Here is a 13,784-nt window from a genome sequence, read left to right on the forward strand (position 1 = left end):
CAGCGCCGCGGGGTTGTTCGTCGGAAGCTACGAACGCCGCACCGGCCGGGAAAGGATCACGTCACGTCCTCGTACGGCAGCAGCTCCGGGCGCTTGGGCGGCAGGCCGTCGCCGGACGAGCGGCCCGTCAGCCTGCGGCCTATCCAGGGCAGCAGGTGCTGCCGGGCGAACCGGACGTCGGCGGTGCGGCGCAGCACCCAGCCCGGCGGCGGCGTCGCCGGGATCGGCGCGTGCCACTGCGGGTCCTCGGGTTCGTAGCCGAGCGTCTGCCACACGGCCTCCGCGACCCGGCGGTGGCCGTCGGCGGTCAGGTGCAGCCGGTCCACGTCCCACAGGCGCGGGTCGGCCAGCGAGTCGGCCCCGTACAGGTCGACCACCACGGCACCGTGCCGCGCGGACAGGTCGTCGATGATCGCGAACAGCGCCTCCATGCGTGGCCGGAACCGCTCCAGCACCGGGCCCTGGCGGCCGGGGCTGCGCATCAGCACCAGCTGCTTGCAGTTCGGGGCCAGCCGCTCCACGGCCTGCGTCAGCAGGTCCCGCACCCGGGCCATGTCGCACTTGGGCCGCAGGGTGTCGTTGAGGCCGCCGACCAGCGTGATCACGTCGGCCCCCATGGCCGCCGCGACGTCCACCTGCTCGTCGACGATCTGGCCGATCAGCTTCCCGCGCACGGCGAGGTTCGCGTAGCGGAAACCGGGGGAGCGGGCGGCCATCCGCGCCGCCAGGACGTCGGCCCAGCCCCGGTAGGAACCGTCGGGCATCAGGTCGGACATGCCCTCGGTGAAGGAGTCGCCGACGGCGACGAGGCTGGTGTGGGTGGGGTTCGTCTGCATGGCGACGACGATGGTAACCCGACTCCATACCCGCCGGTCGGTCGCCCTCCGGCGGCACGACGGGGTCAGGTCCGCCGGCCGAACAGCTCCCGCAGCACGTCCTCCATGGTCACCAGTCCCGCCAGCCGCCCGTCGGAGCCGAGGACGGCCGCCAGGTGCGTACGGCTGCCGCGCATCGCCGTGAGGACGTCGTCCAGCGGCGTGCTCTCCCGTACCCGGGCGATGGCCCGCATGTCCCGCGGCCGGAACGGCACGTCCCGGGGGGAGGCGTCCAGGGCGTCCTTGACGTGCAGGTAGCCGACGATCCGCCGCCCGTCGTCCACCACCGGGAAGCGGGAGAACCCGGACTCGGCCGACAGCCGCTCCAACTGCTCCGGCGTGATGCCCACGCGCGCGTGCACGACGCGTTCCAGCGGCAGCACCACGTCGCGCACCGGCCGGCGGCCCAGCTCCAGGGCGTCGTGCAGCCGCTCCTGGGCGCGGTCGTCGATCAGCCCGGCCTCGCCGGCGTCCTTGACGATCTCGGCCAGCTCCGTGTCCGTGAAGGTCGCCGAGACCTCGTTCTTCGCCTCCACCCTGAGCAGCTTGAGCAGTCCGTTCGCGAAGGCGTTCACCGTGAAGATCACCGGGCGCAGCGCGCGGGACAGCCCCACCAGCGGCGGCCCGAGCAGCAGCGCGCTGCGCACCGGCTCGGCCAGCGCGATGTTCTTGGGGACCATCTCGCCGAGCAGCATGTGCAGATACGTCGCCAGGACCAGCGCGATCACGAAGGACACCGCGTGTCCCGCCCCGGACGGCACGCCCGCCGCGTGGAACACCGGCTCCAGCAGATGCGCGATCGCCGGCTCCGCGACGATGCCCAGGACCAGGGTGCACAGCGTGATGCCGAGCTGGGCCGCCGCCAGCAGCGCGGACACGTGCTCCAGACCCCACAGCACGTTCCTCGCCCGCCGGTCGCCCTCCGCCCCTTCTTCGACGTACTGCTCCACCTGGCTGCGGCGCACGGAGATCAGCGCGAACTCGGCGCCGACGAAGAAGGCGTTGACGACGAGCGTCGCCAGGCCGATCAGCAGCTGTACGGCGGTCACCGTCCGGCCTCCCCGTCCTCGTCGTCGCCGGCCGGGTCGTCGTCGAGTGGCGCGTGCAGCAGCACCCGCGCCGCCCGGCGCCCCGTCGCGTCCACCACGTCCAGCCGCCAGCCCCCGAGGTCCACGCTGTCACCGACGTCGGGGATCCGGCCGAGGCGGGCCGCGACCAGCCCGGCGACCGTCTCGTACGGGCCCTCCGGGACCCGCAGTCCGAGGCGGGCGAGCCGGTCCACCCGGGCCGAGCCGTCGGCCCGGTACAGCGCGTGGCCCTGCTCGTCGGTGCCGGCCGGGTCCAGCTCGGGGATCTCGTGCGGATCGTGCTCGTCGCGCACCTCGCCGACGACCTCCTCGACGATGTCCTCCAGCGTGGCCACGCCCGCCGTCCCGCCGTACTCGTCGATGACGACGGCCATCGTGCGCCGCCCGGACAGCCGGTCCAGGAGCCGGTCGACGGTCAGCGTCTCCGGGACGAGCAGCGGCTCGCGCATCAGCTCGGCGACCGGCACCCGGAGCCGGCGCTCGGCGGGCACCGCCAGCACGTCCTTCACATGTGCGGTCCCCACCACCGTGTCGAGGCTGTCCCGGTAGACGGGGAACCGGGACAGCCCGGTCGCCCGCGTCGCGTTCGCCACGTCCTCGCAGGTGGCCCGCCAGTCCAGGGCGACCACCTGGACGCGCGGGGTCATCACGTTCTCCGCCGTCAGGTCGGCGAGGTTCAGGGTCCGCACGAACAGTTCGGCGGTGTCGGGCTCCAGCGCGCCCTCCTTGGCGGAGTGCCGGGCGAGCGCCGCCAGCTCCTGCGGCCCGCGCGCGGACGCGAGCTCCTCCGCGGGCTCCACGCCGAGGCGGCGCACGACACGGTTGGCCGAGTTGTTCAGATGGGTGATGAAGGGCCGGAAGGCCGAGCTGAACCAGCGCTGCGGACCGCCCACCCGCTTGGCGACGGCCAGCGGCGAGGAGATCGCCCAGTTCTTCGGCACCAGCTCGCCGACGATCATCAGGAAGACCGTGGACAGGGCCGTGCCCAGCACCAGCGCCAGCGACGAGGCCGTCGAGGGGGACATCCCGGCGTCCTCCAGCGGCCCCGCGATGAGGGCCGCGACCGACGGCTCGGCGAGCATGCCGACCACCAGGTTGGTGACCGTGATGCCGAGCTGCGCCCCGGACAGCTGGAACGTCAGGTTGCGCACGCCCTTCAACGCGCTCGCCGCGCCCCGCTCGCCGCGCGCGGCGGCGCGCTCCAGCTCGCCGCGCTCGACGGTGGTCAACGAGAACTCGGCCGCGACGAAGGCGCCGCACGCGAGCGAGAGCAGGATCGCCACCAGCAGCAGGAGCACTTCGGTCATCGGGTCACCTCGGTCTCATGATCGGTCAGGACGTGGAGGTTCGCGCGATGTCGTGCGCCGGGACACTCGCTCATGCGCCGGTGCTCACTGCCTTTCAGTCGGTGAGGGGCTTGACCCAGCGTCGCCACTGCTCCTGGGGCGCGTACCCGGCCGCTCGCCACGCATGCTGCGCCCGCTCGTTGCGCACCAGCACCATCGCGTCGGCGCGCCGCCCGCCGAGCCGCGCGAACCGCTCCTCGGCGGCGTCGAGCAGGGCCGAGCCGATTCCCCGGCGACGGTGGCCCGGGTGCACGGCCAGCCGGTACAGATGACAGCGCCAGCCGTCGAAGCCGGCGATCACCGTGCCCACCAGGGCGCCGTCGCGCTCGGCCAGGACCAGCGCCCCCGGGTCGCGGGCGACCAGACGCTCCACGCTCTCCCGGTCGTCGCTGATGCTCGTCCCTTCCGCCGCCGCCTTCCAGAAGGCCAGCACGGTGTCCAGGTCCTCGGGCCCGGCGGCCCGTATCCGCAGATCGGTCATGCGGTGATCCCACCACGCGCGAGGCGGGGCGAGACGCATATTCCGGCATGCGGACGGGCCGCGCGGCGTCAGCCCTCGCGCAGCGCCCGCATCACCGGGGCGAAGGCCTCCATGTACGGCTCCAGGACGGTCAGGTACGTGAACCCGTAGCGCTCGCGCTGCGCGCGCACCTGGGCGGTGATCTCCTCGAGCGTCCCCGTCAGGAAGATGGGCAGGTCCAGAGCCTGGCCGGGGGTCAGGTGCGGGACGTGCTCCAGGAGAGGACGGACGGCGGCCTCGCGGTCCCCGGTGACGGCCACCAGCTGGATGAGCAGGTTCCGCTCCGCCGGTTCCCCGCGGCCCGCGGCCAGCACCTCGTACCGTGCCACGCGTTCGTCGAGCTCCTCGGCGGTGATGGGCGCCAGCTGTCCCGTCGCGCTCCCCTGCACCGTACGGCCGCCCGTGAACGCGGCGATGTCGGCGTGCCGGGCGGTCAGTTCCAGCATCCGGTCGCCGTTGGCGCCGATGAGCAGCGGCACGGGCCGCTGCGCCGGCCCCGGCCGGTACTCCTCGTCGTCGAGCAGCCGCCGGAGTTCCTCCAGCGTGTGCCGCAGATGGTCCACACGCTCGCCCGGCGAGCCGAACGGCAGCCCCGCCGCGTCGTGCTCCGCCCGCACGTAGCCGGTCCCGAGCCCCAGCTCCAGCCGCCCGCCCGTCAGGGCGTCCGTGGTCGCCACCTCCCGCGCCAGCAGCGCCGGGTTCCAGAAGCCGGTGTTGAGCACGAACGTGCCCACCCGGGGCCGCTCGGTGGCCCGGGCGGCCGCGACCAGCGCCGGGAAGGGGGCCACCATTCCGAGGTGGTCCGGCACCAGGATCACGTCGTACCCGAGCTGCTCGGCCCGCCGGCACTTCGCACTCCACTCCCCGGCGGGGGCGGAGGCCAGCAGATTGACGCCGAAACGGAACGGGCGTGACATGAACTCTCCTCGCGCGCGGGTGACTTGGGGCCGTGGACAGTCAATCACCGGTTCACGGCGGTCGCCGGCACACAAGGTGTCGCCGCCCTCCGCGACGCGTGGGTCCCGGACGACGACACCCCCTAGGCGTCGTCCCCGGGCGGACGCCAGGCCGTGCCGAGGACGCAGTACGACATCGGCAGCACCGGCCCCTTCTCCGGCATCAGCATCCGCCGGTACGGGCCCAGGACGAAGCCGGCGTCCCGCAGCGCGGCGACCGGGTCGCGGGACACGTGGCAGCCGCCGGCCAGCGACGGCCACACCGTCCGGTCCAGGGCCCGCTGGGTGAAGGTCATCATCCGCCCGCCGCCCCGGCCGTGCTCGAAGAAGCGCAGCTCGCCGCCGGGCCGCAGCACCCGGCGCAGCTCCCCGAGCGCCCGCGGCACGTCCCGGACACTGCACAGCACCAGCGACACGACGACCGCGTCGAAGGCCTCGCTCTTGACCGGCAGCGCCTCCGCCACGCCCGGCGCCACGTCGACCGGCACCTGGGCGCGCAGCGCCGCGTCCATGGCCAGTTGCCGCAGCGAGCGCTCCGGTTCGATGGCGACGACCTCCGAGACGGCGCCCGGATAGTGCGCGAAGTTCAGGCCGTTGCCCGCGCCGACCTCGATCACCCGCCCGGACAGTCCGGCGAGCAGTCGCCGGCGCACCCGCGCCACGCCCATCCGCGTCTCGGCGCCCACGCTGGCCCGGGCGTAGTAGCGGGCGAAGAGCGGATGGTGCACGGCGTCCGGGGGCACGGGGCGGGAACGGACGGATCGCAGCGGCATGGGACCTCCCTCACGAGGTGGTGCCTCACCGCGATTGTCCCCCGCACGGGCACCGCGCACCCGCCCACCGAGGGCCCACTTGCCCACTGCGGCCGTCACATCCGCCCCGGCCGCCCCCACGGCCCGTGTACGGCGGCTCCGTCACGCTCCCTCCGACGGACCGCGTCCACCGGCGTACCCGTCACCGGCCGCGGCGGTGCGCCGTCGGCCCGCGGCGCGCGGGCGCGCTCGTCCGTGCGGGCGACCGCGCCACCGGCGCGCCCCCGGCGCCGCTCGGGCCCGCCCGGCCGTCCTCGCCGCCCGCGTCACCGGAGTGCCCGGCACCCGTCCGGGTGGCGCCGGGCGAACGGCGTACCCGTCACGGCGTCCCGCGCCGCGGCTCGGATCACCGGGCGTTCAGGGCGCCTCCCGGAGCCGGAAGGCGTCCGCGTCCCATGTGCCCTCCAGGCGGGGGGCCAGCCAGTGCGGTGCCGCCGACCGGAAGGCGGCCGGTCCCAGGGCGCCCGCCCCGGCCGGCAGGGCACCGAGCAGCGGCGCCCCGGACACGACCGGCAGATCGGCGAGGTTGCAGCGCGAGGCGAGGTCCGCGTCCGCGGGCCAGCTGCCGATCACCACGCCCGGCAACTCGAGGCCCCGCGCGGTGAGCTCGCGGGCCGTCAGCTCGGTCGTGTTCAACGTGCCCAGCCCCGCCGACGCCACCACGAGCACCGGCGCGCCCAGCAGCGCCGCGACGTCCGCCAGGGTGCCGCCCGCCTCGTCGAACCGGACGAGCAGCCCGCCCGCCCCCTCGACCAGCACCAGGTCGTGCTCGGTGGCCAGCTTGGCCGCCGCCTCGGCCACCTCCTCGGGACGGACCGGTGCCCGTCCGGCCCGCCGCGCGGCCGTGCCCGGCGCCAACGGCTCCGGGTAACGGGCGACCTCGGCCGCCGTCACGCCGCCCGCGAGGCGCGCGACCTCCTGTGCGTCCCCGGGTTCGTCCGGTCCCACGCCCGTCTGGGCGGCCTTCAGCACGGCCACCGACCGGCCGGCCGCCAGCGCCGCCGCGGCCACGGCGGCGGTCGCGACCGTCTTGCCGACCTCCGTGCCCGTCCCCGTGATCACCAGTACCGGCATGTCATCCCTCCCGTGCCGCCGCGCGCACCGCGCGGGCGATGCGGGCCACGTCCGCGTCGCCCGTGACGTACGGCGGCATCGTGTAGATCAGGTCGCGGAACGGCCGCAGCCACACGCCCTCGCGCACGGCCGCCTCCGTCGCCGCCCGCACGTCGACCTCGTGGTCGAGCTGCACCACGCCGATCGCGCCGAGCACCCGTACGTCGGTCACGCCCGGCAGCCCGGCGGCGGGCGCGAGCCCCTCCTTCAGGCCCGCCTCGATGCGCTTGACCTCCGCGCGCCAGTCCTGGCCCAGCAGCAGCCCGATCGACGCGCACGCCACCGCCGCCGCGAGCGGATTGCCCATGAAGGTCGGCCCGTGCGCGAGCACCGGCACCTCGCCCCGTGAGATGCCGTCCGCCACCCGCGAGGTGCACAGCGTCGCCGCCAGCGTCAGATAGCCGCCGGTCAGGGCCTTGCCGACGCACATCACGTCCGGTGCCACCGCCGCGTGCTCCGCCGCGAACAGCGCGCCCGTACGCCCGAACCCGGTGGCGATCTCGTCGAACACCAGCAGCACGTCGTGCGCGTCGCACACCTCGCGCAGCACCCGCAGATAGGCGGGGGAGTGGAACCGCATCCCGCCCGCGCCCTGCACCACCGGTTCGACGATCACCGCGGCCAGCTCGTCGGCGTGCCGCTCCACGGTGGCGCGCAGATGGTCCGCGTACGACTCCTCGTACGCGGCGGGCGGGGCGTCCGCGAACACCTGGCGCGGCAGCACCCCGCTCCACAGTTCGTGCATCCCGCCCTCGGGGTCGCACACCGACATCGGCTGCCAGGTGTCGCCGTGGTAGCCCCCGCGCCAGGTCAGCAGGCGCCGCTTCGCGGGGCGGCCCAGCGAACGCCAGTACTGGAGGCACATCTTGACGGCCACCTCGACCGACACCGAGCCCGAGTCGGCGAGGAACACGTGCTCCAGGCCCTCGGGCGACATGTCGACAAGGAGCTTCGCCAGCCGCACGGCGGGCTCGTGGGTGAGCCCGCCGAACATGACGTGACTCATCCGGTCCAGCTGGTCGCGCGCGGCCTCGTTCAGCACCGGGTGGTTGTAGCCGTGGATGGCCGACCACCAGGACGACATCCCGTCGACCAGCTCGCCCGAGCCGTCGGCCGGCCGCAGCCGCACCCCGCTCGCCGACTCCACGACGAGCGGGTCCTGCCGGCCGGGCATGGGCCCGTACGGGTGCCAGACGTGCCGCCGGTCGAGGGCCAGCAGCTCGTCCACGGTCAGGGCGGGCTCAGGCATTGGGAGCGAGGTCCGTGCCGGCACCGCGGCGGCGCACGGCGACCAGGTCGGTCCGCGCCTCGTTCGCCGCCGGTGCCTCCTCTGCCGTGGTGGAGCCGCACCCGCCCTCGCCGCCGGCGGAACCGCAGACCCCGCCGCCGCCGTGCGAGCCGCAGCCGCCCCGGTCCGCGGCCCGGTGTTCGGGCAGGGTCACCTCGCCGGTGCCCTCCACCTCGAAACCGGCGTCCGCGATCATCTCGAGGTCGGCCTTCCCCGCCTGGCCCTCGCTGGTGAGGTAGTCGCCGAGGAAGATGGAGTTGGCCAGGTGCAGGGCGAGCGGCTGCATCGTCCGCAGATGCACCTCGCGACCGCCGGCGATGCGCACCTCGACGTCCGGGCAGACGAACCGCGTCATCGCCAGGATCCGCAGGCACCGCTGCGGGGTGAGGTTCCACTCCTTGGCCAGCGGCGTGCCCTCGAACGGGATCAGGAAGTTGACCGGCACCGAGTCGGGGTCCAGCTCGCGCAGCGAGAAGACCACGTCGACCAGGTCCTCGTCGCTCTCGCCCATACCGGCGATCAGCCCCGAACAGGCGGACAGCCCGGCCGCGTGCGCCTTGTTGACCGTGTCCACCCGGTCGGCGTACGTGTGCGTGGTCGTGATGTCCCCGTACGTCGACTCGGACGTGTTGAGGTTGTGGTTGTAGGCGTCGGCGCCCGCCTCGCGCAGCCGTTCCGCCTGGCCGTCGGAGAGCAGGCCCAGGCAGGCGCACACCTCGACGCCCTCGTTCTGCTCCTTGATGGTCCGGATCGTCTCGGAGACCCGGTCCACGTCCCGCTCCGTCGGACCGCGGCCGCTGGCCACCAGGCACACCCGCTTGGCGCCGCCGGCCACGCCCGCGGCGGCGGCCTCCGAGGCCTGGCCGGGCTTGAGCCAGGTGTACTTGAGGATCTCCGCCTTGGAACCGAGCCGCTGCGAGCAGTACGAGCAGTCCTCGGGGCACAGGCCCGACTTCAGGTTGACGAGGTAGTTGAGTTTCACCCGCCGGCCGAACCAGTGGCGGCGCACCCTGCCGGCCGCGGCCACCACGTCGAGCAGGTCGTCGTCGGAAGTGGCGAGGACGGCCAGCGCTTCCTCGCGGGTCGGCGTCTCGCGCCGAAGCCCCTTGTCCACCAGCGTGTTCAGCAGGTCCATGAGAGCCGATCCTGTCCTAAGGGGCCGCCCGGGGCCAAGGAGACTTCGCACAACAGTGACAGATCAGCGTGTGGGTATCGCCACACCTCGGGCAGCCCGTCGTGCCGCTAGTGTCTGTCCACTGCCTACAAAACCCCGGAGGGCCCACCCATGGCGTTCGGCTGGATCGACGAGCAGGCCGGGGCGCGCCGCAGGGCCGGGCTCGTACGGACACTGCGGCCCCGCCCGGCCGACTCGCCGCTGCTGGACCTGGCGAGCAACGACTACCTCGGTCTGGCCCGGCACCCGGAGGTCGCCGAGGGCGCGGCGGAGGCCGCGCTGGCCTGGGGCGGTGGTGCGACCGGCTCCCGGCTCGTCACCGGGACGACCGAGCTGCACGCCGAACTCGAGCGCGAACTGGCCGCCTTCTGCGGCTTCGAGGCCGCGCTCGTCTTCTCCTCCGGCTACGCGGCCAACCTCGCCGCGGTGACCGCGCTGGCGCCGCACGGCTCCCTCGTCGTCTCGGACGCGGGCAACCACGCCTCGCTGATCGACGGCTGCCGGCTGGCCCGGGGCACGACCCACGTCGTGGCGCACGCCGGTCCGGACGCGGTGCGCAAGGCGCTGGCGACGCACGACGGGCCCGCCGTCGCCGTCTCCGACACGGTCTTCTCGGTGGACGGCGACGCGGCGCCGCTGGCCGCCCTCGCCGAGGCGTGCCGCGAGCACGGCGCCGGGCTGGTCCTCGACGACGCCCACGGCCTGGGCGTCCTCGGCGACGGCGGCCGGGGCGCCCCGCACGCGGCGGGACTCGCGGGCGCCGACGACGTCGTCGCGACGGTCACGCTGTCCAAGTCGCTCGGCAGTCAGGGCGGTGCCGTGCTCGGCCCCGCGCGGGTGATCGACCATCTGGTGAACGCCGCCCGGACGTTCATCTTCGACACGGGGCTCGCCCCCGCATCGACGGGCGCGGCCCTCGCGGCACTGCGGCTGCTGCGCCGTGAGCCCGGGCGGGCGGCACGGGCGCGCGCGGTGGCGGCCGAGCTGCACGCACGCCTCACCGCCGCGGGCCTGGAGGCGGTACCCCCGGACGCCGCGGTGGTGTCGGTGCGCGCTCCCTCCCCGGAGGGGGCCGTGCGATGGGCGGCCGACTGCCGTGCGGCCGGCCTGTCCGTGGGCTGCTTCCGCCCTCCGTCCGTGCCCGACGGCATCTCACGGCTCAGGCTGACCGCTCGTGCGGACCTCTCCGGGGAACAGATCGAACGCGCTGTGCGGGTGATCGGCGACACGCGGCCATGAGTCGGCGTGGCACGGCCGTGCGTCGCGCGGGATCCGGCCGGATCAGTCCGGCCGGCCGCGGTGGACCGCGGCCGTGAACGACGCCCAGCTCCCGGGGGAGAAGAGCAGCGCGGGCCCGGCCGGGTCCTTGGAGTCGCGCACGGCGAGCAGTCCGGCCCAGGGGCCGGCCGACGGCCGTGCCGCCTCCACGCAGTTGTTGGCTCCGGTGCTGTAGCTGCTGCGCAGCCATCGCACACCGGTCAGATCGGTACTCGTGGGGGTGTTCCGAGGAAGTGCGGACATGGTGCCTCCTTACGCGCCGGCCGCTGTCGCGGCGATGTAGTCCAACGAGTCCTCGGGCGAAAGGGCATGGATCAGAAGGGCGTTGAAGGCCTCGGTGTAGGCCTCTAGGTCTTCTTTCCGTTCGAGGTGGAGGCTACTCGTCAAGTGGTCGAGAACCACCACGTCGAGATCAGAAGTGCTCGGAAATGAGAAAATAACGAAAGGACCGGTGACACCGATGTGCGCCCCGGCGGAGAACGGGAGCACCTGGAGCCGGACATGGGGCAGTCGCGCGGCCTCCACCAGACGGATCAGCTGCCGGGCCATCACGCCCGGCCCTCCCACCTCCCGGCGCAGCACCGCCTCGTCGAGGACCGCGTTCAGTTCGAGCGGCGGGTCGGCGCGCAGCACGTCCTGCCGGGCGAGACGGACCTCCACCAGCGTGTTCAGCCGGTTCTCCGGCTGCCCGTCCACCGCGGCCCGCGTCACCGCGCGGGCGTACTCCGGTGTCTGCAGCAGCCCGGGCACGACGGTCGTCTCCAGCGTCCGCATCGCGCTCGCCTGCGACTCCAGGCTGATGAAGTCCCGGTACGTCGGCGGCAGTACCCCGCGGTAGGCGTGCCACCAGTGGTGCCGCCCGCTCGCGTCCTCGGAACCCGCCAGCACCACCAGCAACTCCCGCAGTTCCCCGTCGGCCACGCCGTAGGCGTCCAGGAGTAACCGCACGTCGGCGGGCTTGGCGCCGCTCGTCCCGGTCTCGATCCGGCTGACCTTCGACTGGTGCCAGCCCACCAGCCGGGCCGCCTCGCCGCTGGTGATCCCCGCCGACGTGCGCAGGGCACGCAGTTCCGCGCCCAGCTTTCGGCGACGCACCACCGGGCCGTGCTGCATGGGCCACTCCTTTACTCCTCACGCGCCCTCCACATACGTTCTGCCGTCGCAGAGTTCACCGCTTCGAGCGACAGATATATGCATATCTCCGGGGTTCGCCGCTCTCCACCGGGTGGTGATGGCAGTCTGGCGGCGAAGCACCAGTCCGGGACCGTACTCGAACCATCCGCTCCGTGTCGGACCTCGGTCCCGCGGGAAAGGGACGGCGTCGCCATGGCAGACCATCTGGAAGCATCCGTCACTCTGCCCAGCGATCCGGCCTCGGTGGCCGCCGCGCGCACCTATGCGGTGGGCACACTGGCGGAGTGGGGGCTGCCCGCGGAGGCGGAGATGTCCGAGACCGTCCGCCTCATCGTCTCCGAACTGGCCACCAACGCGGTCCAGCACACGCTCGGGCAGTCGCCGACCTTCACGGTGGACCTCGTCCTCGACCGCGACGAACGGCTGTGCGTCGGCGTCACCGACAGCCACCCGCGCTTTCCCAAGCGGCTGCCGGCCGCCGTGCAGCAGGACAACGGCCGGGGCATGGTGATCATCCGGTGGCTGACGGCGGAGTGCGGCGGCAGGCTGAGGGTGCGGCCCACGCGCCAGGGCGGCAAGACCGTCTCCATCGAACTGCCCTGGACGGCACCGGAACCTGCGGCGCCTGCCGATCCCGTCACGGTCGTGAGTCAACCCCGGGGCGAGGCCCTGGGCCGGCCTGGGCCACAGCGGTGAGGAGCCGACCGCACCCGGCGTGCGACGGAACGCGTGCGACGGAACGCGTGCGGCGGAACGCGTGCGGCGGAACGGTGCGCCGGTCCGTGCGGGACCGTGTCTCGTCACGGCGGTAGGGCGGCTGTGAACGGCCCGGCGTGGCGGGTGACCGCCGAGGGCCCCTGTCATGCGCCGCGGCACGCACCCGGGGGCGGTCACGGCGCGTCAGGGACGCCGCCACCGCCCCCGGGGGATCACTTCACCCGGCCGTACCAGACGTTGCTCGTCCAGATCTTCTGCAGCCGCACCACGTCCCCGGTCTTCGGGGCGTGCCAGATCTTGCCCTTCCCGGCGTAGATGCCGACGTGGTACACGTACCGGCCCGAGTGGAAGAACACGAGGTCTCCGGCCCTGCGGCTGCCGGCGGAGATGTGCCGGGTCTTGTTGTACTGCTGCGCGGCCGTCCGCGGCAGCTTCTTGCCGGCCTTCTTGAACGAGTACAGCGTCAGTCCGGAGCAGTCGAACCTGCGCGGACCGGTCGCTCCCCACGCGTAGGGGGCGCCCTTCTTGGAGGCCGCTATCCGCAAGGCCTTCGTGGCGTGGCCGGCCGCCGCGGCGTCGGAGGCGACGCCGGGAACCACGATGGAGCCGCCCACGGCGGCGATGGTCAGGGCCGAGGCCGTACCGGCACGGGCCATCATCGACGGGACACGATTGAGCGCAGTCATGCGCAACCCTTCGTCAGCCGCCTGTGAAGGATGACCTGTCGGATTCGGGCTGGCGAAGTTGCCCGGCCGCACGGGTGCGGCTTCACCCCAAGGGCTGCTCGGCCCGGCGCCTTCCTCGCGGAGGCGGCCGTTCCGGCGACCCGTCGTGCTCGGGTCCTCCACTCCTGCCGATGCACTCCTGTCGACCGGTCGTCCGGGCGGCGGCAGGACTCGGCGTCCGCCCGGACCGCCCCGCCGCTGTGGCGGGGGCTTGTCGTCAGTCATGGATCTTGTCGCATCGAAGTGGGAAAATCCCAACGGAACCGGGCCCTTGTGTGGTTACTCACCACTCACCCGTTCTGGTGGACATAAGAGTGTTCGATCCTCTTTCGAGCGTCATGACGACCCCGTGACCAGCGGCGGAATGACATGTTCCGCCATCCGGGAGGGCACATGGCGCAAGCCAGGCGGGCCGGGAATCCGGGGTGTTCCTACGCCGTAAGGGGGTACGCCGTTCGGCCGGTTTGGGCTCCGGTCCGGCGGAGGGCGCGCCGGACCCGGCTTCCGGGCCGTGGGGAACGGCCGTGCGCCGAGCGTGCCTTCGGGTGCGCGGAGTGCCAGCGGCGGCACGGGTAATCGGCCGGTCAAACCGGTAATCAGTCAGTCAAAACCGCGTGACGTGGCAGAAACACTCCGGCCGTACTCTGCACCCCGATCCACCTGCGGTTTTGTGATACCGGAAGCCCCGATCGGGTCAATTCCTGTGTGTTACATCTAGGACCGCCGCGGTGGACGCGGCAGCCGGACCGCCCGGTCCC

14 protein-coding genes and 1 riboswitch are annotated in these 13,784 nt (G+C 73.5%); of the genes, 2 read left to right on the forward strand and 12 right to left on the reverse strand.

Annotation, left to right across the window (positions count from 1 at the left end):
* Positions 1–56: 56 nt before the first annotated feature.
* From ACFWJB_RS10365 to bioB, 9 genes are all read right to left on the reverse strand, one after another.
* Positions 57–836, reverse strand: a complete 780-nt coding sequence (locus tag ACFWJB_RS10365) for an SGNH/GDSL hydrolase family protein (protein WP_385460368.1) — start codon at positions 834–836, stop codon at positions 57–59.
* 65 nt (positions 837–901) lie between these two features.
* Positions 902–1,924, reverse strand: coding sequence for a hemolysin family protein (locus ACFWJB_RS10370; RefSeq protein ID WP_386921543.1), 1,023 nt, complete (start codon positions 1,922–1,924; stop codon positions 902–904).
* Positions 1,921–3,270 carry a hemolysin family protein gene (locus tag ACFWJB_RS10375; protein ID WP_385460363.1) on the reverse strand — a complete coding sequence of 450 codons (1,350 nt, stop codon included), beginning with the start codon at positions 3,268–3,270 and terminating at the stop codon, positions 1,921–1,923. The genes ACFWJB_RS10370 and ACFWJB_RS10375 overlap by 4 nt, the downstream gene beginning before the upstream one ends.
* A 94-nt stretch (positions 3,271–3,364) precedes the next feature.
* Positions 3,365–3,790: a GNAT family N-acetyltransferase gene (locus ACFWJB_RS10380; protein WP_386921545.1), complete on the reverse strand. Its 426-nt coding sequence runs from the start codon at positions 3,788–3,790 to the stop codon at positions 3,365–3,367.
* Positions 3,791–3,858: 68 nt separating this feature from the next.
* Positions 3,859–4,746 carry an LLM class F420-dependent oxidoreductase gene (locus ACFWJB_RS10385; protein WP_386921547.1) on the reverse strand — a complete coding sequence of 296 codons (888 nt, stop codon included), beginning with the start codon at positions 4,744–4,746 and terminating at the stop codon, positions 3,859–3,861.
* Positions 4,747–4,868: 122 nt separating this feature from the next.
* Positions 4,869–5,558, reverse strand: a complete 690-nt coding sequence (locus tag ACFWJB_RS10390; protein WP_386921549.1) for a class I SAM-dependent methyltransferase — start codon at positions 5,556–5,558, stop codon at positions 4,869–4,871.
* A gap of 396 nt (positions 5,559–5,954) precedes the next feature.
* Positions 5,955–6,671, reverse strand: a complete 717-nt coding sequence (bioD, locus tag ACFWJB_RS10395) for a dethiobiotin synthase (RefSeq protein WP_386921551.1) — start codon at positions 6,669–6,671, stop codon at positions 5,955–5,957.
* Between the two features lies 1 nt (position 6,672).
* The gene (locus ACFWJB_RS10400) at positions 6,673–7,959 is read right to left on the reverse strand and encodes an adenosylmethionine--8-amino-7-oxononanoate transaminase (protein ID WP_386921553.1); all 1,287 of its coding nucleotides are present in this window, start codon (positions 7,957–7,959) and stop codon (positions 6,673–6,675) included.
* Positions 7,952–9,133, reverse strand: a complete 1,182-nt coding sequence (bioB, locus tag ACFWJB_RS10405) for a biotin synthase BioB (protein WP_386921555.1) — start codon at positions 9,131–9,133, stop codon at positions 7,952–7,954. Before bioB ends, ACFWJB_RS10400 begins: the two co-directional genes overlap by 8 nt.
* 150 nt (positions 9,134–9,283) lie before the next feature.
* Between bioB and ACFWJB_RS10410 the strand changes: the two genes are divergently transcribed.
* A complete protein-coding gene (locus tag ACFWJB_RS10410) occupies positions 9,284–10,411 on the forward strand; it encodes an 8-amino-7-oxononanoate synthase (protein WP_386921557.1) in 1,128 nt (375 codons plus the stop codon).
* A 42-nt stretch (positions 10,412–10,453) separates the two neighbouring features.
* Here ACFWJB_RS10410 and ACFWJB_RS10415 read toward each other — a convergent pair whose 3' ends face one another.
* Both ACFWJB_RS10415 and ACFWJB_RS10420 read right to left on the reverse strand, forming a co-directional pair.
* A complete protein-coding gene (locus tag ACFWJB_RS10415) occupies positions 10,454–10,693 on the reverse strand; it encodes a DUF397 domain-containing protein (protein ID WP_386921559.1) in 240 nt (79 codons plus the stop codon).
* Positions 10,694–10,702: 9 nt separating this feature from the next.
* Positions 10,703–11,563, reverse strand: coding sequence for a helix-turn-helix domain-containing protein (locus ACFWJB_RS10420; RefSeq protein ID WP_386921561.1), 861 nt, complete (start codon positions 11,561–11,563; stop codon positions 10,703–10,705).
* A gap of 213 nt (positions 11,564–11,776) precedes the next feature.
* Between ACFWJB_RS10420 and ACFWJB_RS10425 the strand changes: the two genes are divergently transcribed.
* On the forward strand, positions 11,777–12,280 hold the full coding sequence (locus tag ACFWJB_RS10425) for an ATP-binding protein (RefSeq protein ID WP_385459406.1): 504 nt from the start codon (positions 11,777–11,779) through the stop codon (positions 12,278–12,280).
* A 233-nt stretch (positions 12,281–12,513) separates the two neighbouring features.
* Here ACFWJB_RS10425 and ACFWJB_RS10430 read toward each other — a convergent pair whose 3' ends face one another.
* Entirely contained in the window at positions 12,514–12,987 is a 474-nt protein-coding gene (locus ACFWJB_RS10430; RefSeq protein ID WP_385459408.1) for a C40 family peptidase, read from the reverse strand.
* Positions 12,988–13,022: 35 nt separating this feature from the next.
* Positions 13,023–13,084: riboswitch (cyclic di-AMP (ydaO/yuaA leader) on the reverse strand.
* Between the last annotated feature and the right edge of the window lie 700 nt (positions 13,085–13,784).

The organism is Streptomyces sp. NPDC127100 (assembly GCF_042724095.1).
Lineage (GTDB): Bacteria > Actinomycetota > Actinomycetes > Streptomycetales > Streptomycetaceae > Streptomyces.